We start from the raw sequence: 26626 nt of genomic DNA, 5'->3' as shown, positions 1-26626 counted from the left end.
ATGTATATAACTACTACCGAAATTTATCACGATGGCCACCACACCCCACACGGTTGGAGGCGATGGCTTTTTTCTACCAATCACAAAGATATCGGCATTATGTATATCATATTTGCCGTTTTTGCCGGAATTGTCGGAGGTTTGTTTTCACTGCTTTTTAGGTTAGAGCTTGCAATGCCCGGCGGCACTTTCTTAAATCATGATTTCCAGCTATATAACGTGCTTATCACAGCACATGCGGTTATTATGGTATTCTTTATGATTATGCCGGCTTTGTTCGGTGGCTTTGGTAACTATTTCGTACCTCTGTTAATAGGGGCTCCCGATATGGCATTTCCACGCCTTAACAATATCAGTTTTTGGCTACTAGTGCCTGCTTTTCTTTTACTTATGGGATCAGCTTTTGTTGACGGTGGGCCAGGAACGGGCTGGACGCTCTACCCTCCTTTAAGTAATTTAAGCGGTCACCCCGGTGCAGCCGTTGATATGGCTATTTTCAGTTTACATTTAACCGGTCTATCGTCAATCCTTGGATCAATTAACTTAATCGTTACTATCTTTAATATGAGAGCTCCGGGAATGGGCCTTTTCAAGATGCCGTTATTCGTTTGGTCTATTTTAGTTACCGCATTTCTAATAATTCTTGCGATGCCGGTACTTGGTGGAGCTATTACTATGCTACTTACAGATCGTAATTTTGGAACTACTTTCTTTAAGCCTGACGGCGGCGGTGATCCTGTATTATTTCAGCATCTATTTTGGTTCTTCGGTCATCCTGAAGTATATATCGTAATACTTCCAGGCTTTGGTATAATAAGTCAAGTTATTTCAACTTTTTCACGCAAACCTATATTCGGCTATCAAGGTATGATCGGGGCTATGGTGATCATAGGCTTTGTTGGATTTATCGTATGGGCTCACCATATGTTTACTGTTGGGCTTTCTTATAATGCACTTATATATTTCACTGCCGGAACAATGATTATAGCAGTTCCGACGGGTATTAAAATATTTAGCTGGATAGCGACTATGTGGGGTGGTTCGATTACATTCCCAACTCCTATGCTATTTTCGATAGGATTTATTATATTATTCACGATCGGCGGCGTAACCGGCATAATCCTATCAAATTCGGCACTTGATAGAGTTCTGCACGATACATATTATGTTGTTGCACATTTCCATTATACGATGTCGCTCGGTGCTTTATTTACGGCATTTGCAGGCTTTTATTATTGGTTTGGCAAAATATCTGGTAAACAATATCCGGACATTTTAGGCAAAATTCATTTTTGGATTACCTTTATAGGCGTTAACTTAACTTTCTTCCCGCAGCATTTCTTAGGTCTTGCGGGCATGCCAAGAAGAATACCGGACTACCCTGAAGCTTTCGCCGGCTGGAATATGGTTTCGTCGATAGGAGCAGGTATTTCTATGTTTGCTGCCCTTTATTTTGTATTTATCGTTTTCTATACGCTAAAATACGGCAAAGATTGTCCAAACAATCCTTGGGGAGAAGGAGCAGACACATTAGAGTGGACACTTACCTCACCACCACCGTTCCATACTTTTGAAACACCACCGCATATTGAGGGGTAATAGTGGCTTTGCTGCGTGGATGCCAAGTCATCATCATTGCGAGGAGTTGCGTTAGCAACGACGCGGCAATCTCATAAGATAATATAAAAAAACTCCTGAGATTGCCACGTCAGCATAAATGCTGGCTTGCAATGATAGGACCTTTATGAACTGTCCAGTACTATGAAGAATGACATAGCTGACAGAAAAATAATAAAATGATAATAAAATGTATAAAAAACCGATAATAGGTGTTACACCTGATTTAGCTCAAAATTGTGAAAAATATACTTACGCTGCTTTTCCATGGTACGCCTTGCGAAGAAACTATACCGATGCGATTATTGCAGCCGGCGGTGTACCGCTATTATTACCTTATCAAAGTGATACAATAAATCAGCTTATGGAACTTGTTGATGGTGTTGTAATGCCAGGCGGTGATGAGGACATACATCCTAAATTTTATGAGCCGGAATACGCCGAAGATATAGTAGTTTCCAATGAAGAACGTGATAATTTTGAGATATTAGTTTTAAAGAAAGCATTAGAGAGAGATATTCCGGTTTTAGGAATATGCCGAGGTATGCAGTTATTAAACGTTATTTTTAAGGGTACGCTTATTAAACATATTCCTGATTATATTGAAACTGTAATTAATCATACACAACCTTTGCCTAAAAACATCGTTTCGCATGCAATTAATATAGAAGCAAATACTAAACTTGCTAAAATAGCTAATAATCAGCTACAAACTATGGTTAATTCGACTCATCACCAGGCTGCTAAACAACTTGGTAATGATCTTATCGTATCTGCAACAGCAGAAGATGGTATAATTGAAGCCATTGAATCAACGAAACATAAATTTGTTATCGGCATTCAATGGCATCCTGAATATCTTAACGATAATGGAGTAGATTTAGAATTATTTAAAGAATTCGTAAAAGTTAGTAAGTAAATATTAGTTTTTAACATCATTAGATGAACATATTACAAACGCTTTATTATATTCATATCCAAGCGGCCAACAACATACAGAATTTTTAGAGCATTCATATACGAAAGTAGAACCTCTACCATTGCCTTCTAGTTGATACTGACCATAAATTACAGGTCCACATTGTTCTTGCCAAGCAATTGAATATTTTACCCGATTATCTTGCACATCCCATTGTTGTAAACAGCCGCTAATAATACAATTCATTTCAGTCACAAATAGTTTAACCAATTTTTGTATTACCAAATCTTCTTGTTGTTCTACTTGTATATTATCACAATAAGCTATATGTGAGTTTAAATTATTAGCATAAGCTCGTGATATTATAGAGACTATAATAGTAAATAATATAATAAAAATTTTCATATGATACCTTATTTATTAAATTTAAATTAATATATTTAAAGATACTTAATAAGAAACTAATAATCAAATATTATTTATTGTACTATATTATCATTTTAAATAAGATTTCGGACCTTTGATCTGCTATATTATCGTCAAAAACATTATTTATGACTGCTGATTATTCTTTTTTGAAAAGTTTTGCTGAGTATATCATTGATAAATTAGGTAAAGATACAAAAGTTCAAATAATATTGCCTAATAATTTCTCATGCCTAGAATTAAAGAAGATTTTAACCGATAAATATAAAATTAAATTACCTATCATTATTCCTTTTAATTCTCTTATTTCAAAAAAAATCGATTCGGATTATATATCTAAAATAGAAGAATTACTTATTTTATCATCCATTATCACCGAATATAAAGAATTACCTTTGAATAAAAATGAATCATTAAAAGCTGCAGAACTTTTAAGAAAATTGTTTAATGATCTTATAATCAATAATATCAATATAAAATTAATTGAAGTCTATAACAATTCTAACTATTGGCAAAAGATTTATAAATTTCTAGAATATTGCTTTTTAAGATGGCAAGAAGAAATATCGTTTACTCAAAAACAAACTAAAGCAGTTTATAAATTAAAGCTATTACAAGAAGAAATAATAAAAATAAAAACAGGACATAAGCAGGTAATACTCGCCGGAATATTCAAGCCTAATGTTTTTTTTAAAAGATTTGAAGAAGAATTAAAGGATTACATAATTCACTATAATCCTGCCTCCAAGCAGATTAGCGATGGTATATCTTATTATGAACCTAATGACATTTATGAAGAAACTAAACAAATATCTTATATATGTAGCCGTAATAAAGACAGACGGATTGCAATCGTTACAAATAATAATAAGCTTAAAAGAGTATATTGTAATTTTTTAGACAAATATGAAGATCTACTAGGTAATGACTTAAGGCTTACTAATATAGGTGAATTACTAACGTCCATTATTAAAATATTATGTAATAATTTTGATTTAAAACTTCTATTTTTATTACTTAAAAATCCTTTAATTAACTGCCCTACTGTGCAGCAGTTAGAGTTAATGCTATCTAATAAAAACCGTTTTATATCCTCACCGAAATATTTATTGCAATTACAATTTGATAATGAGGATATAAGAGAGTATTGCCGTAACTTAATAGATATTTTATTTACCGATACTCCACACAATATACAAGCTATTCTAACCTTAACTAAAGAAATAACTGAAAAACTTTTGCCTACTATTTGGGAAAAAGAAGGAGGAGCAGAACTACTTGAGTTTTTAACAAATTTAACTGCATATAGTAAATATATAAATTCAACGGATAAAAAGGATTTTCCTAAAATTTTTTCTTTTTTACTTTCTAATATCAAATATTACAAAAATACCGACGCTGCTAGTATTATTATAGGACGGCCTGAAGATTTAGCATTATGTGAATTTGACTTAATTATATTACCGCATTTTAATAATGAAAACTGGACACTTAGTGCTAAAGCTCACCCATGGCTTAGCAAGAAAGCATTGCAGATACTAAATATAGATTACGATGAAATTGCCCCTACTCTATATTCAGATTACTTCAATTTATTTCTACAAAATAAGCAAATAGTTATACTGAATGCTAAAAAATATGATGGGAAACTGTCAGTGCCGAGTAATTTATTTTTGAAGCTAGAAAAAGGTTCTGTGTCACCCCGTGACTTGATCACGGGGTCCAGTAATTATATGGATACCGTGGTCAAGCCACGGTATGACAAGAGTATTGAGATCCACAGCCCCTCTTTCCCAACCACCTTATCAGTAACCGAAATAGAAACATTAATAAGAAACCCATACGGTTTTTATGCTAAGAAAATTCTTGGACTACGTAAAAAAGATCATATATGGGAAGAACCTAAAATATCGGATTTCGGTAATTTGATTCATAAAGTTTTAGAGGAATATTCTAAAAATTACGACAAACAATATATTAATTTAAATTTGCTTGATAAACAAAATGCTTTAATAAATATCGGTAATCATATTTTATATAGCACTATTTTACCAAGCTACACAAAAAAAACTTGGCAAATAAAACTCACGGCTTTCAGCAAAGCTTTTATTTTATTCGATATAGAACGCCGAAAAAACTGCAAAGAAATCTATTTTGAAACTAAAGGGGAGTTACGGCTAAATATTGTAGGTCAAGATATAAAAATAATCGGTATAGCTGACCGAATTGAAATAAGTAAATCAAACAATATCACTATACTAGATTATAAGACCGGTACTATTCCGACTAAGAAAGAAATAGAGCTTGGACTCTCTCCGCAACTTATCATAGAAAGTTTGATGTTACTAGAAAACGGATTTACGCAATGTAATTCTCTGTCCCTTTTATGTCATCCCCAGCCCCTTTTGTGTTATTCCCGCGAAAGCAGGAATCCAGTTATAAATAACAATATTACTATCGCCTACGTAAAAATAACTAGTACCGAACCTTATGTGCACACAACGGAAATAGCTTTAAGCATCGAGACTTTAAATAGACATAAAGCAGGATTAGTAAAATTACTTGAACATTATATTACAAATAAATTCTTTTCTTATGATTTGAATTTATCAAAGTATAATAATTATTTGCATTTGAGTCGATAAGGCTAATTATGTCATTCCCGCGTATGCAGGAATCCAGTACTTTAAAACTTTTTTTAAAGCTCGATTTATCTCGCTTTACCCTAGGATTCCCGCCTACGCGGGAATATGACATAAACAAACCATGCAACAAGGCTTTCAGTCGCTCGCAATGACGGCTTAGCAACTGCTCGCAATAGTGCTTACAACCCCATCACTAACTTAAATTCTTTACTTTTAATAATCTTACTATTCGTATTATAAATAATCGGATCGTTAATTTTCTCATGACCGAATCTATTTGTTTTAAATACCGGTATATCTAAACTATCTGCAAAATTACTAAGCACTAACATTGTGGCATCAAGATCTTTACCAAATGAACCAAATATTATAGCCTTAACATCCTCAAGTAACCCTGCTTGCTTTAAGTGTAAAAGCTCACGATCTAATCTAAAAGGAACTACATTCACATCTTCTAAAAAAAGAATTTTGCCCTTAGTCTTTATTTGCCAACTCGTTCCTATACTAGTCTGCACCATAGTTAAGTTACCGCCTGTTAGTTTGCCGTTAACAAGATCACTTGATTTTGCTATATCGTTAAGAGGCACTAAATTATCTATAGTAACCTGCTTTACTTTACCTTTTAATATTTCAGCAAGCTTGGTAAAATTACCTTGATCTTGTTCCGGCTTTAAGAGATCGGCTATATTACTGCCGTGAATAGTTTTCCAGCCCCATTCTTGTGATAGAAAAAGATGTAACGCTGTTATATCGCTATATCCTATAAAGAATTTCTCTTTATTTGGTTTTGATAGCTTTAGTAAATCGGGAATTATTCTCGCAGAGCCGTAACCACCTCGTAAACTCCATACTATATTATCAGACTCATCAAATAATGCATCCCGCAGGCAATTAAATCTTACTTCATCGCTACTTGCAAGAAAGGGTAGCTTACCTTTAGCAAAACACTTAGAAGAAATTTGTAAATTTAGTCCATTAATATTTTTTAAATCCGACAAGGTTTTATTATCCGCTCCTGTTGCCGGAGCAACAACAGTAATAGAGATATTTTTTAGACTATGACCAGCAGAAAAAGTTGATATTGAAAAAAATAATATTATTAGTAAAGATATATTTTTAAGAATCATGAATATAATTGATAGGTATTGTTGAACAGGTAAACCTACTATGTCATGCCGTGGCGCTTGACCACGGCATCCAGTCTTTATTTTATTTTTTCTAGATACCGTGGACAAGCCACGCTATGACAGAGGCAAGCACTGGATTCCCATTTTAGCTAGGGACAGACATGACATAGAAAATGCGAATAACCTTAAGAAGCTATTCTAAAGCAGCATCATCACCGGCAATCTCTACTGCTTTAGCCTTGATTTGGTCAATAGTAAGGCCACTATATTCTACAGACCCACCTAATACAGTATCGTCCTGACCAAAAAAATTAATGTTCTTAACAACAGTTGCTTTATCTATATTACCTTTCCTCATATCATATACAAGCTTTAATGCTTCTTTTTGTGCTGGTAGTTCATGAGTATTAGATAGTGCTAAAGTCTTTACTTTTGCTCCAAGTTTATTCGCCGAAGCCTCTGATATTTCATCATCTTCAGATTTATCAGTTGAATTTTCGCTTATTCTAAGGTTTTCTATTATAGGTTCAACAAACTTTGTCCATAGCTGGTCAGTTGAACTACAATCACAATCGGCTAGATATTTTCTACCTTCTTCTCCAGTTTTTACAGCATTATCAACAAACTCTTTAACTATCCACTTATTGTTAAATTTGTTATAAGCAGCTTTTATGAATAGTTCTAAATGATTAGAACCTAAATCTAAGAATTTTTGTTTAAGGTCCACAGGGATATGACTTTTTGTATCTAGCCATGTTTGCATTCCTGATAATATTTCTGACATTACCTTATTAGTGTCTTGTATCGGTACAGTAATATTATTACTCTTAATAGTAACCTCAAGTGCATTTTTAGTACTAGCATCCAAGTTAGATACTAAGTTTTCATACTGGGCTGGGTTACTTTGAGCTTCTTTTAAAATGCTTACTATTTTCTTAAATCTTGGTACTATTTCTGGAATGACTACCCGTAATGCTTGTCATCCAATCCCATTTAAAATATTCAAAACCGCCGGTAGCATGATTTGGAACTGCAACATGTGCAAATTTATGGTCATATCTAATGCCGATTACATTAAGATCGTCTTTATATTTCTTTACTTGAATATCGTTATCATTGCGCTGTTTTTTAAAGTGTTGCTCTAATTTTTTCATACTCTCCTCCTTAATTCATAGTTTTTAATTAGTGTCGATGTTATACTTATATATTACTATATGTAAAAATAAAACACTAATAGAAATTAACTTTTTGCTATATCACAAGCATGTAAGTCACGCTTAAAGTACAAACTACTATTCTTATTTAAGATTACCCGATAAATCTGAACATTTTCAAGTACTCTTTGAACGTAATCTCTTGTTTCTCGATAAGGTATAAGTTCTATCCAGTCAATAACTTTTCTTGTATCTTTTATATCCCTTGGATCACCAAACCTATCTATCCATTTTACTACATTATGACTTCCGGCATTGTAAGAAGCAATGGATAGAATATAAGAACCTTTATGATTATCTAATAATTTTTTGAAATGATGCGCACCAAGTTTAATATTATATACCGGATTTCTAGTTAAGTCTGCTACATTACATTTAACATTTATGGATCTTGCGGTATCACAAGCAGTACCTTTAATAAGTTGCATGAGACCCATAGCATTTGCATAACTTACTGCTTTATGATCAAAAACCGATTCTTGTCTAATTATTCCATAAGTTAAATGAGGTGGGATAGGCAAACCTACTAGATTATAAGGCGTTGGAAAAGCACAATCCAGAATAAAAGCATTATTTTGGGCAGCAATTTTTGCCACCTCAACCATATGATTAGTATTATTATTGGCTTTAATAATATTCGCAATTATTTGAATTTCTGCAGAATTTTTAGTATTTTTCATTGCTGCTTTGGAATATATCAGGGCTAAGTAGTTTTTATTATATTTAACCAATAACCTTATTGCTTTAATAATCTCTTTATTTTCTATAATTTTCCTTTCTTCAGAAGTTATTACGGGAATAGGAGGGAAAACTAACTTTGTCCTATTTAATTCAATATTTGCTACCTGCCCATAAAAGGTAAAAGAATATTTAGCTGCCTGCTCGTAAAATTTTCTAGCCATTTGCTTATCGCCTTTTGCTGCATAAGTACGACCGAGCCAATAAAACCCACGTGCCAAACTAATCGGAGTCTTAACAACTTTAATAAACTTATTAAAATGTACTAATGCTTGATCAGGCTTTTTCAAAAAACTTAAAGAAAGCCAGCCCGCAAGCCACTCCTGCTCCCTTATAGTTTCAGGACAAGTAGCAAAAGGAAGCGTTGCCATTCTATAGCTATTAGCAAAATCTTTGTACTCGATGAATTCACGAGCATAATAGGACTGAATACTACACCATTTAGCAAAATGTTTACGGTTATTTTTAGCTTTCTTAAACAAAGTAATAATTTCCTTTGTCGGCTTTTGCATTTTTTTAAAATCTAAATAACGATATAATAAACCGGAAGTATAGTATTTTTCAGGAACACTTTTAAAAAGCTTTTCAGCATTTGGCGATTTACCTATAATCGCAATTTGGACTTTAAAAGAATTACGGTAACCTTGCTCTACATATTTCAGGGATTGCTCAGCAGATCTAATATCATTTTTCCATAAATGTTCTTCTATTCGCTCTAAATGATCACTCGCAGTTAAATATTTATGCCACTTATTGTAATATGCATTTTCTTCTTCAGGAGTGAAATTGGCGTATACCCAAGCCTCTTTAATAATAGGTAGTAATATCTTCTGATCTTTGATTAAACTACTTGCAGCTGCTGCATAAAATTTATAACCTTTGCCGGTAAGAGGAGAATGTTTACTAAACCAATCAACAATTACTTTTTTATTTGTATTATTATTTAGATATTCTTCTGCTCTTTCTTCAAGCAGCTTATTTTGAGGCCAATCCGGGTTATTGCATAAAAACCTTATTACATGTTCAAAACTATTATCTGAATATTTATTATCTAAATATTTCTGAGAAAGTACAATTTTTGTTAAAATTTTATTATTTACTTCTAAAGCTAAATCTTCGGCTTGCGACCAATTTTTTTGATCGATATAGGTAAAAACTTGCTTAACATTATCTACAGCATCAGAATTAGCATTTACTTTCAAAGCTAATAACAACAATATAGAGGTTAACAATTTTATTGTGATTCTCATAAGTTTTATGATTTGTTGCGTGGATACCTAATAGTCATTACGAACTACTAAAAGCGTTGTTGCATGGCTCGTTAATGTCATTCCCGCGAAAGCAGGAATCCAGTAAAACCTATAAAAAACTTATTTTTTTATAGGTTTATCTAATATGTAATTTTTGTATCAATATTAAGGTTATTTTTCTGGATTCCCGCCTACGCGGGAATGACATAGAGACCCACTAAACACCGGTAGAACCAAAGCCACCGCTACCACGCATCGTTTCCATAAGACTACTACTTTCTTCCCATAATATACGTTCGTACTTTGCGATTATCATCTGTGCAATTCGCATGCCTTTTTCTATAATAAAATCTTCTTTACCGAGATTAATAAGAATGACCTTTATTTCACCTCGATAATCTGCATCAACAGTACCGGGTGAATTAGCAACCGTGATACCGTGTTTAACGGCAAGACCCGAACGGGGTCTTATTTGGGCTTCAAACGAATCCGGTAGTGCTATAGCGATGCCTGTTGGAATTAGCTGTATTGCGGCTGCTTTTATTGTTATAGGTTGCTCGTTTGCGGCTATTAAATCCATCCCCGCACTATGCTCTGTAGCATATTCCGGCAAACTGCCGGAAAAATTTTCTAGTTTTTTAATTTTAACTTGTGTTATTGTCATATTATTTCATATCAAATTTATCGTTAATAATTTTATTTTCTACCGCATCAATTAAAGAATTAGCAAGATTATCGGTTAATATCTTACTTCCCATGCCAAGTTTCTTTTTAAGCCAAGGTTGCTTAGCACACAGATATTGAAACTTAATATCATCACCGAATTTTTCTTTCATTACGCTATACATATCACCTATGCCATCAATTAAGCCGTAATCAAGCGCCGTTTGCCCTGCCCAAAATTCACCGTTAAATAAAATTTCGTCTTGCTGAGTTAACTTCCCTGCTCTTCTTGTTTTTACATATTCTATAAAATGTTCATAAACCTGCTTTTGCAAATCTTTGATAATTTTAAGATCATCTTTATTAATAGGTTTAAACGGATCCAATACTGATTTATTCTTGCCTTCCGTATAAACTCTTCTCTCTATCCCAAGTTTATTAATTGCTTCATGAAAACCGAATCCGCTTGATACTACTCCGATACTACCGATAACCGAACTCGGCAAAGCATATATCCGGTCACCGCTGCAAGCCAGCCAATATCCGCCTGAAGCCGCCATATCTTCAATAAAACTATAAATTTTTATTTTATTTTCTTCAGCAAGATCACGAATACGTTTTGCAATAAGTTCAGATTGTACCGGAGAACCGCCGGGAGAATTAATAATTAAACATAATGCTTTTAATTTCTTTATTTTAAAAGCTTTTTCTATTAGTGCATCGAAGCAAATAATTGGTCTAATTTACTTATCTGTCGTTTGGTTATTATCTGATCAAATTCCAGCATTCGCCATAGTTGATTTAATTACTTCATTCATTAATTTTACTCATTTTTAATTTAATATACTCGTTTCATTGAAAAATTGGCTATGTTGTCTTATAAGATCTGCGGTACTCACCTATTAAGTATACGCTCCGCTCCTCGCCTTATAGACTCCTTGCTCTTTTCCAAATTACACTTCGTCTATTTACTTGGAGTTACTATAGAGCATCCTTTTTTTATTGGCAGCAAAGGCTTAGCCGGTTTATTCAGAGATTGCGCGTTATAACTATTTTAGGTCAGGATAATTTCCGAAATGCAGATAAAATGTACCTCTAACTTTTTCGTCATACCAATTTGTATTGCCAACAAAGCTAGTTACTATTTTGCCGTTTGGGTCTATTAATATACTAGTCGGCAAACTAACAACCCATAAGGCTTTAAATTTCATATTCTATAATCATGATAAATCGGCAAGTATCTTATTTGATAGCTTTTAAATATTCTTTCACAACTTTTATGTCTTGATAATCTTCTGAAATCGGAACTACTGAAAAAGGTAATTTCCTAAAATCTTTTTGCAACATATCAAGGTCAGGCATTTCTTTGACACAAGGAGCACTCCAAGTAGCCCAAAACACTAACAATATAGTCTTTCTTCAAACTGATCAAGAGAATATTGATTTTTTTCTTCATCAAAAAAAATTATATTATCAGGAACGCTTGAACCTCTTAAAAATGCTAATTTATCCTTAGGCTGCTCATAGAGCCTAGCAATGAATTTTAGGAATAAAAAATTATTATAGATAATAAAAATACTATAATATACATAAGATATTTATTATAATTTCTTAAGGTCATATAATAATTTATAGTAATGAAGACATTTTATTTAATTCGTATTAGCACTTACATTATGTAGTTGTGTATAAAAAAGCCTTTAGAAGCCACCGCAGAAGAGGCAAAACATCATTAGCGAGATCGTAGACTGCGTGGCAATCTCGTCAAATATCCTGAGATTGCTTCGTCAAATTACTTCGTCATTTTCCTCGCAATGACGTACTGTATCAATACCTCTTAAGCGTCGTACCTTGCAAAACTAAGTCAAAACAATAAGATGGCATATTTTCTTGCGGTTCGATCAATATCGGATTTACTTCACCGCACTCATTATCACACATATTTTGATCAGATAAGTCTAAGCGTGTTTCGAGAGTAGTAAGACTAGGCATGCTCTATTCTTATATTTGCACTTCTCAAAGAACGAGAAGATGTATAAGGCAACATACTAATAAAGTAATATTCTCCTTTATTATTAGTAGTAGCAATACCGGAACCGGTAAAACTTGAATCGCTTTTACTTGTAAATCTTCTTTTATCAACTCTAGTTTTTAAAGGTTCGTAAGGATATTTCCCCCGCTTCCTGCTTGCCATAAATAAACTTTAGCATCCGCAACCGGGCACGCAAATTTGATCTAATACTTTTCCTTTAATTAATATCCTTTCACCGTAAATTTTGATAATTTTCCTGTTTTACGTAATAAATTATTAGTAGTTTCAAAAACTTTCGGTTCATAATCATTAAATATATTTCTAGTAATTTTACAACGATTAAGTTATTAGGGTAAGTTTTAGAAGCAGCAAATATGTTTAATGTCCATAAACATAAAAAACAAAATATAAATTTTTTCACTTTTCACCGCTATATTTATAAAATTCTGCATCTAAATTTAAATCAATTATTTTTATTAATCAAATTATTTTTATTCTCATTTGATTATTAAGTAATTGATTGTTATAGTAAACTTTGTTATACTAAAATATTATATATATATGCAAAAATTTTTATCTTTAATAATTGTAATTCTAATACTTTACAATATAGTAAAGTTAAAAATATCTCCCGACAACAATAATCTTACAACTGTAGAGCAAACGGCTTCAAATAATTCATCTACCGATGAAAACCAAACTAGTATAAATAATGAACCTCCTATTTCATTAAACGGCAACTTATTTGAACGTACGGTTTCAAAAATAGTAATAAATGCTCTTAAAACCGAAGAAGGGAAAGCATTTTTTGAAAATATTTTACAACCGTTAAATGGACCTATCAATCCTAATGATTACACTATTGAAGTACGTAAGGATTTAGTAAAAACACTGTTCAAAATTAATACGCTCGGTAGCGGTAATATCGGTCCCGCTTCTTGCGGACATGTAGTTACCGTATTTTATCAAATATCAGATATGAACAATACTTTAATATCTGAAGATACTAAGACTTTTACTTTAGGCTCTGCTCCTGTAATGCTTGGCTTAGATAATGTAATAATCGGTATGATGGTAGGAGAAGCACGAGAAGCTATTATTCCGGCAAAATATGCTGTTAATAATAGTAATAATATTATCTTCGATGATGCTTATAATTATAAAGTTAATGTAATTTTAAAATCCATATTACCGCAAAATTTTGTTAAAAGTAATGAAGTTAAAATTTATGACGATGAGATAGCTTATCGTGTTCCTTTATTATGTGGTGAAAAAGTAAGCTTTAATGCTAAAATTACTCGCTTATCAAACGGTAAAATACTATATGATTCAAAAGCAAAAGGACAACAAATAGATATGAAAATCGGCGATATTACATATCCTTTAATTTTTTCTTACGCCTTGCAAGGTAAAGTAACGATTGGAACACGCAGTGTTATTGCTGAAGGCAAAACATTTAAAACTTTAGGTTCTAACATAAATAAAATTATTTCTCATGAATCATTACCGACAAATGAATATCTTTTGCTTGAACTAGGAGACTTTAAACAAAATTAAATAAATATGAAACAAAATAAAATTCAAAGACAAAAAAATTATATTTTATTATCTATCCTTGTCATAATGATAATAATTGTATATCTTATAGCATTAATAAAAATTGCAGGATAAATAAATTGCAGGATAAATTTTGTAATTATTAAAAATTTAAAACTCAAATTAAACGAGTATATAAGCATCTTACTTTAAACTTTAATTATAGTATGGAAATTATTAAAAAAAACAAAAATATTATTATATTAGTAGGTTTAATATTTTTAGCAGTAATTATTTATATCTCTACAAGTAAGAGTTCCGATAATAAAACAAACGATAATATATTAGAAGTAAAGATAGCTATACAAGATCATAAATTTGTTCCGAATATAGTTGAAGTACCAAAATCGACTAAGATAAGGTTAATTGTTCATAATGAAGATGATACGGTAGAAGAGTTTGAAAGTCATGATTTACATCGTGAAAAAATAGTTATGCCAAATGAGTCAATACATATTATACTTGCACCTCTCAAGTCCGGAAAATATGAATTTTTTGGAGATTTTCATCAAGATACGGCTCAGGGTTTTATAATTGTTAATGATTAGATAAAAAATATGTTTAAAATTGCTTTAGTAGTGTTTCGTGAATGTTTAGAAATATCCTTATTACTTGGTGTAATACTCGTCGTAACAAAACAAATAGAAAAATCTCGTCTTTATATTATTGCTGGAGTAATGCTTGGAGTAGTATTTGCTTCAATTTTTGCATTTTTTACACGTAAATTATCTTTATCTTTTGGCGGAATAGGCGACGAGTTATTCAATTCCGGAATTATGATACTAATAACAATTCTGATTAGCTGGACAATAATATGGATGCAAGGTTACGGTATAAAAGTAAAGCAACATATAAACGACTTATCAGTAAAAATTCATGAAGGTAATGCCAGTTATTTCATGTTGTTTTTTTTAGTTGCCACTACTATATTACGAGAAGGTGCAGAAATTATTATTTTAGTATATAGTATATCTTCAGTTGAAACAATATCAAGCAGTATTTACTTGCAAGGAGTGATAATAGGTGCTACAAGTGGCTTCTTACTTGGTTTAGTAATATATTTCGGTTTCATTAAGATTGCTAATCAAAAATATATTTTTAAAATCTCTACCATATTATTAATGCTAATAGCAGGCGGATTTGCAGCAAGTGCTGCAGGTATTTTAACCTCTTCCGGTCTAATTATGTTTTTATCCGATCAACTTTGGGATAGTTCATGGTTAGTAGCAGATAGAAGTATGATAGGTAAAATCTTACATATTGTTACCGGTTATATTGCAAGACCTAACGGGCTACAAGTACTGGCTTATTTTACTACTATATTACTGATAAATATTTTCATACAAATAAAATTAAGATATTCCAAAAATAACTTAATATCAGTACAAAAAAATGAATCAAATTAATTTTATCAAAGAGAACAATTAAATTAAATATGTTAAAACTTTTATCAGAAATTGGTCCGGTCATAGCATTTTTTGCAGGCTTTTTTTATGGAGGCGGTATACAACACGCTACTCTTTATATGCTTATTACCTCTGTTATTTGTATTACCCTTTGTTATGTTATAGATCAGAAAGTATCCAAACTTTCTATTATTTCTACGACTGTTTTATTAGTTTCGGGAAGCATTACTTTAATTAGCGGCGATTCAATGTATATAAAAATCAAACCTACTATATTATATGTTATTTTTGGAATAATATTTCTCATGAGCGGTATAAGAAAAAATCCTTTTATCAAATATGCTTTAGAGAGTATAGTACGTCTTAAAGAAGAAAGTTGGATAACCTTAAGCTATAGAACAGCGGCTTTTTTCTTTTTTATGGCTGTAGTTAATGAAGTAGTTTGGCGTAATTGCTCAGATGAAACATGGGTAAAATTCAAAGTATTCGGTGTAATACCTATTACTTTTATATTTATTTTACTGCAATTACCTCTTTTATTAAAGAATAAATTACCGGATAGTAAGATATGATATATAATACCTTACTATTTTTACTTTATGTCATTACCGCACAGGTGTTGTTGCATGGACCGGCAAAATCCACTGTGTTACCCCGTGGCTTGACGACGGGGTACAGCTTAAAATACTAATAATATTAGTATTTTAAGTTGGATCCCACGATCAAGTCGCGGGATGACACAGGATCCCTGCTTTCACAGAGATAACACCGATGGCTTTTTAAAAATCGTAGGGTACTATTGTTATGATATTACGAGTTCTAATTTTTATAACTCTTTCTTTTAGTCTATCTGCTTGTTTACCTGCTATTTTTACCGCAGCAACCACTACTGGTATTGTTGCTTCAAAAGATCAACCAATATCTGAAACATTAAATGATTCAAGGATTTCTGCCAGCATTAAAGCTGATTTAGTAAAAAATAACTTTAGAGATTTAGGTGCTAAAATAAAGGTTGAAGTATCACAAGGAAGAGTATTATTAACAGGAAATATTCAAAAAGAATCTGATGCGTTAAAAGCCGTAGAAATTGCTTGGAATCAAAAAAGCGTAAAAGAAGTTATTAATGAGTTGAAAGTAAATAAAAACAGTAATCATTTTGACTTAGCCCAATATACTAAAGATAGCATGATAACCACGCAAATTAAAGCTAAAAATTTAGTCAGAAAAGATATTAAATTTGCTAATTATACTATTCTAACTATAGATAATATTGTTTATTTATTTGGAGTTGCAAGATCAGAAGAAGAGCTAGAAAAGCTTGCTTCTATTGCATCAAAAATAAAAGGTGTTGAAAAAGTTGTGTGTTACGCTAAAATAATGAATAACTTTAACACCAATAATGATAATAGTGAAGAATCATAAATTCAAATTAGACCTCTTGCAGAATGAAGCTAATAAAGAGAAATTTGAAGGAAACACGGCATGTAGCACTGCAGCATACACTTTAGTACGTGAGGATGCGAGTACCGGATTGACGTATACCGCAGATATTTCAAAAGTTGGAAATCAAATAAGTGGTGAGCCTGCACAGCGTATAAAAATACGTGAACACAGGCGAATCCCAAAATTTGACTTACCAAATCTTAAAGTATCAAAGGTATACAAATTACCTTTAGGAGCAAGTTATGCAAAGGGTTTATTACTTTTGTTAATTTTTTGTTTTGGTCTAAGCGGTTGTAATACCTCAAAAAGATTACCTTATTCCCACAAATATTCTTACAAAGAATTATCAAAAGATGATCCTCATAATCTAACTTATAAAGGACATTATAAAGTCGGTAAAAATTATAAAATAAAAGGAAAGACTTACAAACCTCACAACCCTAAATCTTTTACCGAAACAGGTTATGCCTCATGGTACGGTGGACTTAAAGACGGTTTTCACGGTAAAAAAACAGCTAATGGCGATAGATTTAATAGAAATTTATTAACTGCTGCACATAAAACTCTTCCGCTCCCTTGCTTAGTTAAAGTTACCAACAAAGCCAATAATAAAGCAGTAATTTTAATGGTTAATGATAGAGGTCCTTTTAAGAAAAATCGTATAATAGATGTTTCTCAAAGAGCGGCTGAAATTTTAGCATTTAAAAATCAAGGTATAACTAAAGTAAAAATAGAATATTTACCTAATGAAACTGAGAAATTTCTAAAAAATATTAATCTAAAAAAACCACAAAGTAAAACTTTAGCTAAAAACTCTAAAAAATCTTCATCTAATAAAGTTACAAACAACAATAAATGTAGCGTTAATTGTCATATAAAACTTATAAATTTAAAGTATAAATTGGCAGTAACTCCTTAAAAGATGTGTGAATATTAAATCGTCAATAGTCGTAGGCGTTGTTGCATGGCTCGATTTTTAACGTCATTGCGAGGAGCCACTTAAGTTTCGACGAAGCAATCTCAGGAGTTTTTGTATTACCTCATGAGATTGCCACGACCACTTCGTGGTCTCACAATGACGATACATATCAACTACGTATATTCTTTTTCTTTATTATTTTTGATTTAGCTTTTGTAGTAGATTTATTATTAGAGGCAAGCTTGATTGAAGGTTTAGGGACTATAGGCTTAATATTAAAATACTGATCTAATAGCCCCACCATCTTTTGATCACGAGATGCGGCACTTTTACCGCCTGTAACAACGGCAATCAATGATTTACCGTTCCTAGAAGCAGTAGTTACTAAATTATAACCTGCCGGTGTATGAAAACCTGTTTTCATCCCTTCTGCACCTTGATAATTTTTAGTAACCCTATTATGTCCGTTTACTACATTTCCACGAAATACAAAGCTGGTTTTAGCAAATAACGGATAAAATTTAGGATAATCTCTCTTCAAAGCCATAGCAAGTTTAGCCATATCTCTCGCGGTAGTTTGCTGCAATGGGTCATGCCAACCTGAAGCATTTTTAAAATAGGTATTCTTCATACCGAGCTGTTTAGCTTTAACATTCATTAAATGAGCAAAAGCTTTCTCTGAACCTTTCATGCCCTCAGCAACCGTTACAGCAGCATCATTAGCAGATTTTATAATTAATCCATTAATTGCCTCTCGAACGGTTATAGTTTCCCCTGCTTTTAAACCCAGCTTACACGGTGGCATTTTTGAAGCTTTTGCTGATACAAGTAATTTTTTATCTAAAGGTAACTTACCGGCTTCAATTGCTTCAAACATTAAGTATAGAGTCATTAGCTTAGTTAAAGAAGCAGGGTAAATCCGAATTTGTGAATTATGGGCCTGCAACACTTTACCGCTTTTTGCATCAATTACTAAACTAGTTTGAACAGGAGGTTTAGGGGTATTTTTTACGGCTTTTTTTGCTTCGCTTATAGGCGCAAAGAAAAATGTTACGACAAAAATATAAGGTAATAAAAATTTCCTAAACATTTTAAATAAATAAAATATTATTCAAATTAAACCAAGTGTGATTTTTCGTCATTGCGAGGAAAAATTGAAAATTTTGACGAAGCAATCCAGTAAAAAATGCTATGCATTTTTTTATTATTTTCCTAGATTGTCACGCTTCCTACGGTCGCTCGCAATGACAATGAAAATAATACTTACTACACATTAACCTTTTTATTAAGATACATGAATATAAACAAAGCAGGCAAGGCTAAAATTATAGTAAAGAGGAAAAAACCGTCCCAGCCCATCATATTTACGAGTTTTCCAGCATAAATAGTGACAGTATTGTTACATAAACTACTAGCACTACTAAGTAAAGCATATTGTGTTGCGGAATATTTTTTATTACATAAATTACCTATATATCCGACTAAAGCAGTAGCACCCATAGCGGCAGCAAAATTCTCTATAGTAATAGCAATTAATAAAGCTTCAAAAGAAGGAGGCTGATGGTTAAGCCAAATAAATGCAAAATGCGTTAAGCTTTGGGCAATACCGGTAATAATCAAACCTTTAAAATTCCCCACCCTATACATTACAATACCACCGACAAAACCGCCGACTAAGGTTGCAATCAATCCATAAAGTTTAGCTATTATTGCTATTTCGCCTTTTGTATAACCAAGCTCTATATAAAAAGGTGAGGCAACCGCTCCAAGCATAGCATCGCCTAATTTAAAAAATATTACCGCAAGTAAAATAGTTGCAGCAAATTCTCTTTTGAAAAAATCCTTGAAAGGATTAATTACTGTAGAAATCCATGAAGTAATAGAAATAATATTAATTTTTTCTCTTACTAATTCTTTTTCGTTTACGGTTATTATAAATATCGTTGCAACGACAAATATTATAGCTATAACACAAAAAGTTAGTTGCCAATTATTTCCAGTTATTTCTGCAAGGTACAAAGCACCTGCCCCTGTAATAAGCATACCGATTCGATAACCGAATACAGCGGTTGCACTAGCTATGCTTTGTGTTTCTTGATCAAACTTATCTATACGCAACGCATCAACGGCAATATCAAACGTGCTAGATAAAAAGCCTAATAATATAGTCAAAAAATAGAAAGAAGTTAAAGAAACTTCAGGATTTTCCTTGCTCATAGCAATTAGTACTAAAGCCATTAAAGAGCTACATAATATAAGCCAGCTTTTGCGATGTCCCCACCTACTTAAAAAAGGTATTTTAAAATTGTCGACTAGAGGCGACCAAAATACTTTTAACGAATATGATAACCTTGCAACCGAAAAAGTAGTAATAACGGCGATATCTATACCAGATTCTTTTAACCATACCGCAAGAGTAGAAAAAATTATAACCAGCGGCATACCGCTAACTATTCCTAAAATAAATATTTCAAATAATCGATAGTCTTTAAAAATCTTGGTAATGCGCATTGTGATATTTCATTAAATCGTCATTGCGAGGAGTGGCATAGTCCCAACGTGATGACAATCTAGGCAAATAATAAAAAAATGCTATGCATTTTTTACTGGATTGCTTCGTCAAAATTTTCAATTTTTCCTCGCAATGACGAAAATATTAGTGTTGCAATAATAATTAATAAATATAAGCTATTTACTTTATAAATCAACCATTTTCTCTTAACTCCTTATTATACAACCTATAATATTCATCTTTATTCTTAAGCAATTGTGTATGAGTTCCTTGTTCACAAATCTCACCGTTTTTCATGACGATAATATTATCAAGATCGGTAATACTGCTTAAACGATGCGTAATAATTAAAGTGGTTTTTCCTTGGCGTAATTTCTTTAACGATTCTAGAATTTTCTGTTCGGAAGCTTGGTCTAAGCTGCTTGTTGCTTCATCCCAAATTAAAATAGGGGCATCTTTTAAGAAAGCTCTAGCAATAGATAAACGCTGACGCTGACCGCCTGAAAGAGTCGTCCCCTGCCCCCCTATCTGCGTGTCGTAACCATTCGGCAGATGCATAATAAACTCATGAGCATCGGCATATTTTGCTGCTCTAATTATTTCTTCTCTTGTAGCGTTTTTCTGACCGTATGCTATATTTTCTGCAACGCTTGTATCAAATAAATGAGTATCTTGAGTAACTAAGGAAATCTGACCTCTAAGTGAAGTAAGCTTAATATCTTTAATATCATGATTATTAATTAAAATTCTTCCTTCATTTGGATCATAAAAACGCACTAATAAATTACTAAGCGAAGTCTTAGCACTACCTGAACGCCCGACAAACGCAATAATTTTATGAGGTTCTAGCCTTAAATCTATATATTTTATAGCTATTTTACTCTCAAACCTTAAAGCTAGTTTTTCAAAAGTAATTTGTGGATTATATAAATCTACGTCTTTAGCATCTTCATGATCTTTAATAAGAGGCTCGGTATCCAAAATACTAAATACCCTCTTAGCTGCTGCGATTCCTTCTTGCAAATTAATATTTAACGATACCAAACTTTTAAACGGTCTATAAGCCGCTGCAAAAGAAGCCAAAAAAGCAAAAAGAGCCCCTGGCGTACTTTTCCCCTCCAGGACTAGATTACCTCCATACCATATCATCCCTCCAACTGCAAGACCGCTTAAACCCTCCATAATCGGTGAAACCATCGCATCTAGCTTAGATGTTTTTTTGTAGAACTCTAAAATATTATTAATAATCAACGATGCTCTATTACTTTCTATTTGTTCGCCTACAAAAGATTTAATAATCTTAATTGACTGAAATGTTTCATCAAGCCGAGAGGTATAATGCCCAAGCTCTTCTTGTGACTGTGCAAATATTCTTCTTATCTTTCTACCCATCCTTTGCACCGGATAAACAGCTAAAGGGAAAACAAGAAAAACTACGCAAGATAATAGCGGTTCTAAATGAAACATTGTTGCTATTAAACATACTACAGTTAGGAAATGTTTAGCACATCCGACAAGTAAGTTAGAAACAGCTCCACGCATCAAAGAAATATCATTAGTAAAACGAGATATTAAACGTCCTGAAGATTGGTTTTGAATAAAAGAAATATCGGCAAATAACAAATGCTCATACATTTTTATCTGTAAATCGTTTAGTACCCTCTGCCCAACAAATTTTATTAGATAATTCTGATAATACTCTGAAATTCCTTTTATAACAAAAGTTACAGTAAGCACTATAGGCATTATTATAAGCATTTCCTTATCATGCGTTAAAAAAACCTTATCAATAATAGGTCTAGCCGCATGTACGATCACTGCCGTACAAAGTGCTGCAACAACCATACAAAATATCGAAAAATATATTTTATTTGCGTAAGGTTTAACATGATCTTTTATCAGCCTTTTTATAACATCTGCGGCTGTGTAGTTATCATTTAAATTATTGTTATTCATTCTCGTTAAAAATACTAAATTGATGATGTGATTGATTCGGTACAGGCATTTTCAAATGCTCAAAAGCGGCAATCGTGATTACCCTACCTCTAGGAGTTCTTTGTAGTAAACCTATCTGTATAAGATAAGGTTCTATGGTTTCTTCAAGTGCATCACGTTGTTCAGATAAGGCAGCTGCAATCGTTTCAATTCCGACAGGACCGCCGTTATAATTATCCGCTATGAATTTTAGATAACGATAATCATTGCTATCAAGTCCTATGCGATCAACTTCCAAACGACTTAACCCAAAATCAGAGATTGCCTTATCTACTCTTGATTTACCGTCAACTGCTGCAAAATCTCTTATACGACGAAGCAATCTTAATGCAATTCTTGGCGTTCCTCTACTTCTTTTAGCTATTTCTTCAGAACCCGAATCGGTCAAATCAATATCAAGTAGTTTACTTGCTCTATTTAGAACTTTCTTCAATTCCTCGGTATTATAAAAATTTAGCCGCATAGGGATACCGAACCTATCACGCAAAGGATTACTAAGCAGCCCGAGGCGTGTGGTAGCACCGATTAAGGTAAATTTCGGCAAGGTTATTTTCACTGACCTTGCGGCAGATCCTTCACCGATAATTATATCAAGCTCAAAATCTTCCATAGCAGGATATAAAACCTCTTCAACCGCAGTATTTAAGCGGTGGATTTCATCAATAAATAATACATCGTTCTTTTCAAGATTGGTAAGAATAGCAGCAAGATCAGCGACCTTAAGTATAGCAGGACCGGAGGTGGATTTAAAATTACCGCCGATTTCGTTAGAGATAATTTTAGCAAGCGTAGTTTTACCAAGCCCGGGCGGACCGTAAAATAAAGTATGATCAAGATGCTCATTTCGAGATTTTGCAGCCTTAATAAATACCGAAAGATTTTCTTTAATCTGCTGTTGACCGACAAATTCTTGCAAATATGACGGCCTTATCGGCAATTCTTGATCATTTTCACTTTTTTCAGGTGATAATATATTAGTCATTATTTTAAATCGAATATAATGACTAATAATAGCCCAAAAATAGTTTTATGCTATAAATTATTTTAGACTTGTATATTAGCCCTTTTCATAGAAACTAGTTACCCCTTCTCTAAGTTTATCTACGGTTTCAAAAAATTTTTCTGTATCAGTGACGCCTAAGTTTTGTAATTCTTCTTTAAGGTAATTTTTGATTTAATCCTTTACATAACTTGAAATAATGGCCAAATATCTCATTTGATAATATTATATTAGGATTTTCATAATAATTTTTCAAAACTTCTGCTACATCTTTTAGAGTAAGGTTATTTTCATCAGTTATTTCTGTAATTTGTGCGTCCAATTCTTGTCTATCTTGAGATTTCATTCCTATCTTATAACCTAAAATATTACATCCAATTAAGCTTTTATTCTATTTTATAGCATCCGATAAGACTTTCTTTTATTCCTCGCTTACTTCTGTACTTAATGAAAAATTCAATCCGGCAAGTTTAGTATTTTTAACAAATGAGGATCAGGCAGGAACATTATTATCAAAAAATATCCCACTTATATCTAAATCGCTTATTTTTGTTTCGTTTACTCTTAAGGTATCTAAAAGAACATCTATCTTATTAACATTATTCAAAGCATTTATAAAACTAATGTCGGTAATGCGGCATAGCGGATCTTTAAAAAATTCAGCAAATAACTTTATTGATTTTAAACTCCACGCAAAACTATCAGTACTTAAGTACTTTATAGTAGCGTCTCCTTGTAAAGCATTAAATAACCCATTTTAAAGCATCTTCAGGAATTTTAGAGTATCCAGCAGCTGCAAATACCGGTGATTGTGGTACAAAATTAACCTCGGTAATACTTAAAGTAGCAGGGTCTTTCTATAGCTCTTTTAATATTTCTTCAGCCTGTATTTTTCCTAAATATTCTATTAACTTGGACATATATTTTACCTATTAATTTTAGTAATTAAAATTAATATAAAATAACTGCTAATTTATCAACTAAAAATTAGAATTTCGATTTTTCAGGGCTGTTTTGATTAATTCATCAATAGAGATTTCGGGATTTTGGGTAATGATGCCTTGAACAGCGTTTTGAGCTTCAAATCTAGAAAATCCTAGATTTACTAGAGCTTTGATTACTTCATTACTTGCAACGGGTGTGATATTCTTAATATTTAAGCTCTCTTTAATAATAGCTGAACCGCTTGATATTTTCGCTACTTTACCTTTCAGCTCTAGCACTATACGTTCAGCAAGTTTAGCCCCTACTCCGGATATTGCTTTAAATATATTTTTATCTTCATTATTTACAGCAATTTGAATATCTGAAGGCGTAAGGCTTGATAAGATAAATAAAGCCATTCTTGTACCTATACCGTTTACTGATTGTAGTAAATTAAAAAAAATCTTCTCTTCTAGAGTCAAAAAACCGTAAAGATGAATATGTTCCTCTCTAACATGGGTTTCGATAAATAGTTTATAAAACTCCCCTTCAGCAAGTTTACCTAAAGTTTTACCTGAAGCATAGACTAAGTACCCTACCCCGTTTACGTCAATTATAACGTAATCATCGCCTTGGGCATCAACTTTACCACTTAATTGACCGATCATATATTTACTTTTTCTTTTTACATATATTAAAATTAGTGTCGGTAAAGCGGTAATAATTGCTGCTAAGATGTAATGAATAACAAACGGTCTATCCATCATATGACACTGCCCATCATTAGGAATAGTTTGAGCCAAAACCATATAAGCAACTATTATCGTCACTACTATATATAGACCGGTGAAAAACAAATATTTTATAAAATTTTTCATGTTAATCTCTTTTTGAATCAGTGATATGATGTTATTCCTGCGAAAGCAGAAATCTAGGGGTAAAGCAAGATAAATCGAGCTTTTAAAAAGCTTTAAAGTACTGGATTCCGGCTTTCGCGGAAATGGCATCAGAGGTTTTTTCTTCTCTTAAGTTAACACTCATACACGAAAGCGGGAATGACATTAAACACTACACAAACTTATAATAAGTTTGATTCTTATACCCTTTACTTATTAAAAGTTTACGCTCTAAACCATATAACAAATCTCTACTAGCCGTTGCCGTAGAAATATTTTTATGTACAGTAATATAATCTTTTCTAGAAAACCATTGATCTATTAAATTAACCTTAGCAAATTCCATTCTAGATAAAGGCGTATTTGCCTCATATGTAATATTATTACTATATAATCTTAATGCTGCAACTATTTTATCAAGCATAAACTCGATAAATAAGGTCGATTCACCAAGCTTATCACACTTACTTAAAACACTATAATATTCACTTTGATTATTCCTTATCAAACTTTCAACGGAAATATACTCAAAAATTTTATTAGCTTGCATTAGTAATAATTGTTGCCATAATCTACCTATTCGTCCGTTACCGTCTGAAAAAGGATGGATAAATTCAAACTCATAATGAAATATACAAGCTTTAACTATTCCAGAAATTTGCTTATCTTGTGCTATAAACTCAAATAAATCCTGCATTAATAAAGATACACGGCGTGCCGTAGGGGCAAAATATATAATCTCTGTGCCTTTAAATATAGCGGCATTACCTTTACGCCCACTTTCCGTTATCTTCTACTAATCCTTGCATTAATATCTCATGTGCTTTTAATAATGATTCAATTTTGAAGGGATTAAATATAGTCAGATTATTGTATAGTTTTATAGCATTTTTACTTCTACAATATCTTTTTCAGGTGCGAGTACACGCTTGTCGTTTATTATATCGGTTATCTGCTCTACGCTTAAACTATTTCCTTCAATTGCTAAAGAAGAATGGATGGTTTTAATTTGATTATTTTTTCTAAGTTTTATAGGTTGAGAGTAAAGCTTGCTACCGGCTAAAATACCAAGCTCATAAGAAATATCTTGTGATAACTCCAAGATTTTATTAGTTATTTGAAAAGACGGTTTACTATTCATTATATGATAGTATCATATGATATTATCATTGTCTACCCAGAATATTTTTGCTATATCATTCCCATAGGGTATTAGCCTTATTGCATGACTCCAAAATCGTCATTGCGAACAGCCGTAGACTGCGTGGCAATCTCATGAAATAATAACAAACTCCTAAGATTGC

18 protein-coding genes and 8 pseudogenes are annotated in these 26626 nt (G+C 32.4%); 9 read left to right on the top strand and 17 right to left on the bottom strand.

What is annotated here, in order from left to right:
- Window positions 1-1599: a cytochrome c oxidase subunit I gene (gene ctaD, locus ACSFFC_RS05435; protein ID WP_014410651.1), complete on the top strand. Its 1599-nt coding sequence runs from the start codon at window positions 1-3 to the stop codon at window positions 1597-1599.
- A 208-nt stretch (window positions 1600-1807) separates the two neighbouring features.
- Window positions 1808-2536 (top strand): gamma-glutamyl-gamma-aminobutyrate hydrolase family protein, encoded by a 729-nt coding sequence (locus ACSFFC_RS05430; RefSeq protein WP_014410650.1) that lies wholly within the window; start codon window positions 1808-1810, stop codon window positions 2534-2536.
- Between the two features lie 3 nt (window positions 2537-2539).
- Here ACSFFC_RS05430 and ACSFFC_RS05425 read toward each other — a convergent pair whose 3' ends face one another.
- The gene (locus ACSFFC_RS05425; protein ID WP_012719657.1) at window positions 2540-2941 is read right to left on the bottom strand and encodes a hypothetical protein; all 402 of its coding nucleotides are present in this window, start codon (window positions 2939-2941) and stop codon (window positions 2540-2542) included.
- 149 nt (window positions 2942-3090) lie between these two features.
- Between ACSFFC_RS05425 and ACSFFC_RS05420 the strand changes: the two genes are divergently transcribed.
- Window positions 3091-5607: a PD-(D/E)XK nuclease family protein gene (locus ACSFFC_RS05420; RefSeq protein WP_014410649.1), complete on the top strand. Its 2517-nt coding sequence runs from the start codon at window positions 3091-3093 to the stop codon at window positions 5605-5607.
- 179 nt (window positions 5608-5786) lie between these two features.
- Here ACSFFC_RS05420 and ACSFFC_RS05415 read toward each other — a convergent pair whose 3' ends face one another.
- From ACSFFC_RS05415 to ACSFFC_RS05385, 7 genes and pseudogenes are all read right to left on the bottom strand, one after another.
- Window positions 5787-6734, bottom strand: coding sequence for an LD-carboxypeptidase (locus ACSFFC_RS05415; RefSeq protein WP_014410648.1), 948 nt, complete (start codon window positions 6732-6734; stop codon window positions 5787-5789).
- Between the two features lie 193 nt (window positions 6735-6927).
- Window positions 6928-7888: pseudogene (gene srfF / locus ACSFFC_RS05410) on the bottom strand (SrfF family effector protein).
- An 86-nt stretch (window positions 7889-7974) separates the two neighbouring features.
- Window positions 7975-9936 (bottom strand): lytic transglycosylase domain-containing protein, encoded by a 1962-nt coding sequence (locus ACSFFC_RS05405; protein ID WP_014410646.1) that lies wholly within the window; start codon window positions 9934-9936, stop codon window positions 7975-7977.
- 217 nt (window positions 9937-10153) lie between these two features.
- Complete coding sequence (dut, locus tag ACSFFC_RS05400; protein ID WP_014410645.1) at window positions 10154-10600, bottom strand: dUTP diphosphatase; 447 nt, start codon at window positions 10598-10600, stop codon at window positions 10154-10156.
- Window position 10601: 1 nt separating this feature from the next.
- Window positions 10602-11417, bottom strand: a pseudogene (locus ACSFFC_RS05395) (S49 family peptidase).
- A gap of 146 nt (window positions 11418-11563) precedes the next feature.
- Window positions 11564-12220 (bottom strand): annotated as a pseudogene (locus ACSFFC_RS05390) (TlpA disulfide reductase family protein).
- A gap of 206 nt (window positions 12221-12426) precedes the next feature.
- Window positions 12427-13052: pseudogene (locus tag ACSFFC_RS05385) on the bottom strand (dioxygenase family protein).
- A 140-nt stretch (window positions 13053-13192) separates the two neighbouring features.
- Here ACSFFC_RS05385 and ACSFFC_RS05380 point away from each other — a divergent pair.
- The 6 genes from ACSFFC_RS05380 (at window position 13193) to ACSFFC_RS05355 (ending at window position 17995) form a co-directional block, all read left to right on the top strand.
- On the top strand, window positions 13193-14188 hold the full coding sequence (locus tag ACSFFC_RS05380) for an FKBP-type peptidyl-prolyl cis-trans isomerase (RefSeq protein WP_014273437.1): 996 nt from the start codon (window positions 13193-13195) through the stop codon (window positions 14186-14188).
- A gap of 206 nt (window positions 14189-14394) precedes the next feature.
- On the top strand, window positions 14395-14775 hold the full coding sequence (locus ACSFFC_RS05375) for a cupredoxin domain-containing protein (protein WP_012719649.1): 381 nt from the start codon (window positions 14395-14397) through the stop codon (window positions 14773-14775).
- Between the two features lie 9 nt (window positions 14776-14784).
- A complete protein-coding gene (locus ACSFFC_RS05370; RefSeq protein WP_014410641.1) occupies window positions 14785-15633 on the top strand; it encodes an FTR1 family protein in 849 nt (282 codons plus the stop codon).
- Window positions 15634-15662: 29 nt separating this feature from the next.
- Window positions 15663-16205 carry a septation protein A gene (locus ACSFFC_RS05365; RefSeq protein WP_014410640.1) on the top strand — a complete coding sequence of 181 codons (543 nt, stop codon included), beginning with the start codon at window positions 15663-15665 and terminating at the stop codon, window positions 16203-16205.
- Window positions 16206-16437: 232 nt separating this feature from the next.
- Window positions 16438-17055 (top strand): BON domain-containing protein, encoded by a 618-nt coding sequence (locus tag ACSFFC_RS05360; RefSeq protein ID WP_014410639.1) that lies wholly within the window; start codon window positions 16438-16440, stop codon window positions 17053-17055.
- Window positions 17033-17995, top strand: a complete 963-nt coding sequence (locus ACSFFC_RS05355) for a septal ring lytic transglycosylase RlpA family protein (RefSeq protein WP_014410638.1) — start codon at window positions 17033-17035, stop codon at window positions 17993-17995. The genes ACSFFC_RS05360 and ACSFFC_RS05355 overlap by 23 nt, the downstream gene beginning before the upstream one ends.
- Before the next feature lie 62 nt (window positions 17996-18057).
- On the opposite strand, the pseudogene ACSFFC_RS05350 reads toward ACSFFC_RS05355, so the two are convergent.
- From ACSFFC_RS05350 to ACSFFC_RS05310, 9 genes and pseudogenes are all read right to left on the bottom strand, one after another.
- Window positions 18058-18157, bottom strand: a pseudogene (locus tag ACSFFC_RS05350) (lytic transglycosylase domain-containing protein); the annotation flags it as partial.
- Between the two features lie 7 nt (window positions 18158-18164).
- On the bottom strand, window positions 18165-19085 hold the full coding sequence (locus tag ACSFFC_RS05345) for a D-alanyl-D-alanine carboxypeptidase family protein (RefSeq protein WP_014410637.1): 921 nt from the start codon (window positions 19083-19085) through the stop codon (window positions 18165-18167).
- Window positions 19086-19261: 176 nt separating this feature from the next.
- Window positions 19262-20506 carry an AmpG family muropeptide MFS transporter gene (locus ACSFFC_RS05340; protein ID WP_014410636.1) on the bottom strand — a complete coding sequence of 415 codons (1245 nt, stop codon included), beginning with the start codon at window positions 20504-20506 and terminating at the stop codon, window positions 19262-19264.
- 193 nt (window positions 20507-20699) lie between these two features.
- Window positions 20700-22463, bottom strand: a complete 1764-nt coding sequence (locus tag ACSFFC_RS05335) for an ABC transporter ATP-binding protein (RefSeq protein ID WP_014410635.1) — start codon at window positions 22461-22463, stop codon at window positions 20700-20702.
- Window positions 22456-23484, bottom strand: a complete 1029-nt coding sequence (gene ruvB / locus ACSFFC_RS05330) for a Holliday junction branch migration DNA helicase RuvB (RefSeq protein ID WP_014410634.1) — start codon at window positions 23482-23484, stop codon at window positions 22456-22458. Before ruvB ends, ACSFFC_RS05335 begins: the two co-directional genes overlap by 8 nt.
- Before the next feature lie 75 nt (window positions 23485-23559).
- Window positions 23560-23848 (bottom strand): annotated as a pseudogene (locus ACSFFC_RS05325) (hypothetical protein).
- Between the two features lie 634 nt (window positions 23849-24482).
- The gene (gene ruvA, locus ACSFFC_RS05320; protein WP_014410632.1) at window positions 24483-25094 is read right to left on the bottom strand and encodes a Holliday junction branch migration protein RuvA; all 612 of its coding nucleotides are present in this window, start codon (window positions 25092-25094) and stop codon (window positions 24483-24485) included.
- A 9-nt stretch (window positions 25095-25103) separates the two neighbouring features.
- A pseudogene (locus tag ACSFFC_RS05315) lies at window positions 25104-25304 on the bottom strand (hypothetical protein); the annotation flags it as partial.
- A 190-nt stretch (window positions 25305-25494) separates the two neighbouring features.
- Window positions 25495-26463, bottom strand: a pseudogene (locus ACSFFC_RS05310) (Fic family protein).
- Window positions 26464-26626: the final 163 nt, after the last annotated feature.

Source organism: Rickettsia parkeri (assembly GCF_051427245.1).
Classification (GTDB): Bacteria; Pseudomonadota; Alphaproteobacteria; order Rickettsiales; family Rickettsiaceae; genus Rickettsia; species Rickettsia rickettsii.
The sequence above is the reverse complement of the archived record's forward strand: the minus strand, read 5'-3'. Positions and strand labels throughout refer to the sequence as shown.

Coding starts and splice junctions, on each gene's coding strand:
- ctaD (WP_014410651.1), top strand. CDS start 1: ATGTATATAACTACTACCGAAATTTATCACGATGGCCACCACACCCCA.
- ACSFFC_RS05430 (WP_014410650.1), top strand. CDS start 1,808: ATGTATAAAAAACCGATAATAGGTGTTACACCTGATTTAGCTCAAAAT.
- ACSFFC_RS05425 (WP_012719657.1), bottom strand. CDS start 2,941: ATGAAAATTTTTATTATATTATTTACTATTATAGTCTCTATAATATCA.
- ACSFFC_RS05420 (WP_014410649.1), top strand. CDS start 3,091: ATGACTGCTGATTATTCTTTTTTGAAAAGTTTTGCTGAGTATATCATT.
- ACSFFC_RS05415 (WP_014410648.1), bottom strand. CDS start 6,734: ATGATTCTTAAAAATATATCTTTACTAATAATATTATTTTTTTCAATA.
- ACSFFC_RS05405 (WP_014410646.1), bottom strand. CDS start 9,936: ATGAGAATCACAATAAAATTGTTAACCTCTATATTGTTGTTATTAGCT.
- dut (WP_014410645.1), bottom strand. CDS start 10,600: ATGACAATAACACAAGTTAAAATTAAAAAACTAGAAAATTTTTCCGGC.
- ACSFFC_RS05380 (WP_014273437.1), top strand. CDS start 13,193: ATGCAAAAATTTTTATCTTTAATAATTGTAATTCTAATACTTTACAAT.
- ACSFFC_RS05375 (WP_012719649.1), top strand. CDS start 14,395: ATGGAAATTATTAAAAAAAACAAAAATATTATTATATTAGTAGGTTTA.
- ACSFFC_RS05370 (WP_014410641.1), top strand. CDS start 14,785: ATGTTTAAAATTGCTTTAGTAGTGTTTCGTGAATGTTTAGAAATATCC.
- ACSFFC_RS05365 (WP_014410640.1), top strand. CDS start 15,663: ATGTTAAAACTTTTATCAGAAATTGGTCCGGTCATAGCATTTTTTGCA.
- ACSFFC_RS05360 (WP_014410639.1), top strand. CDS start 16,438: ATGATATTACGAGTTCTAATTTTTATAACTCTTTCTTTTAGTCTATCT.
- ACSFFC_RS05355 (WP_014410638.1), top strand. CDS start 17,033: ATGATAATAGTGAAGAATCATAAATTCAAATTAGACCTCTTGCAGAAT.
- ACSFFC_RS05345 (WP_014410637.1), bottom strand. CDS start 19,085: ATGTTTAGGAAATTTTTATTACCTTATATTTTTGTCGTAACATTTTTC.
- ACSFFC_RS05340 (WP_014410636.1), bottom strand. CDS start 20,506: ATGCGCATTACCAAGATTTTTAAAGACTATCGATTATTTGAAATATTT.
- ACSFFC_RS05335 (WP_014410635.1), bottom strand. CDS start 22,463: ATGAATAACAATAATTTAAATGATAACTACACAGCCGCAGATGTTATA.
- ruvB (WP_014410634.1), bottom strand. CDS start 23,484: ATGACTAATATATTATCACCTGAAAAAAGTGAAAATGATCAAGAATTG.
- ruvA (WP_014410632.1), bottom strand. CDS start 25,094: ATGATCGGTCAATTAAGTGGTAAAGTTGATGCCCAAGGCGATGATTAC.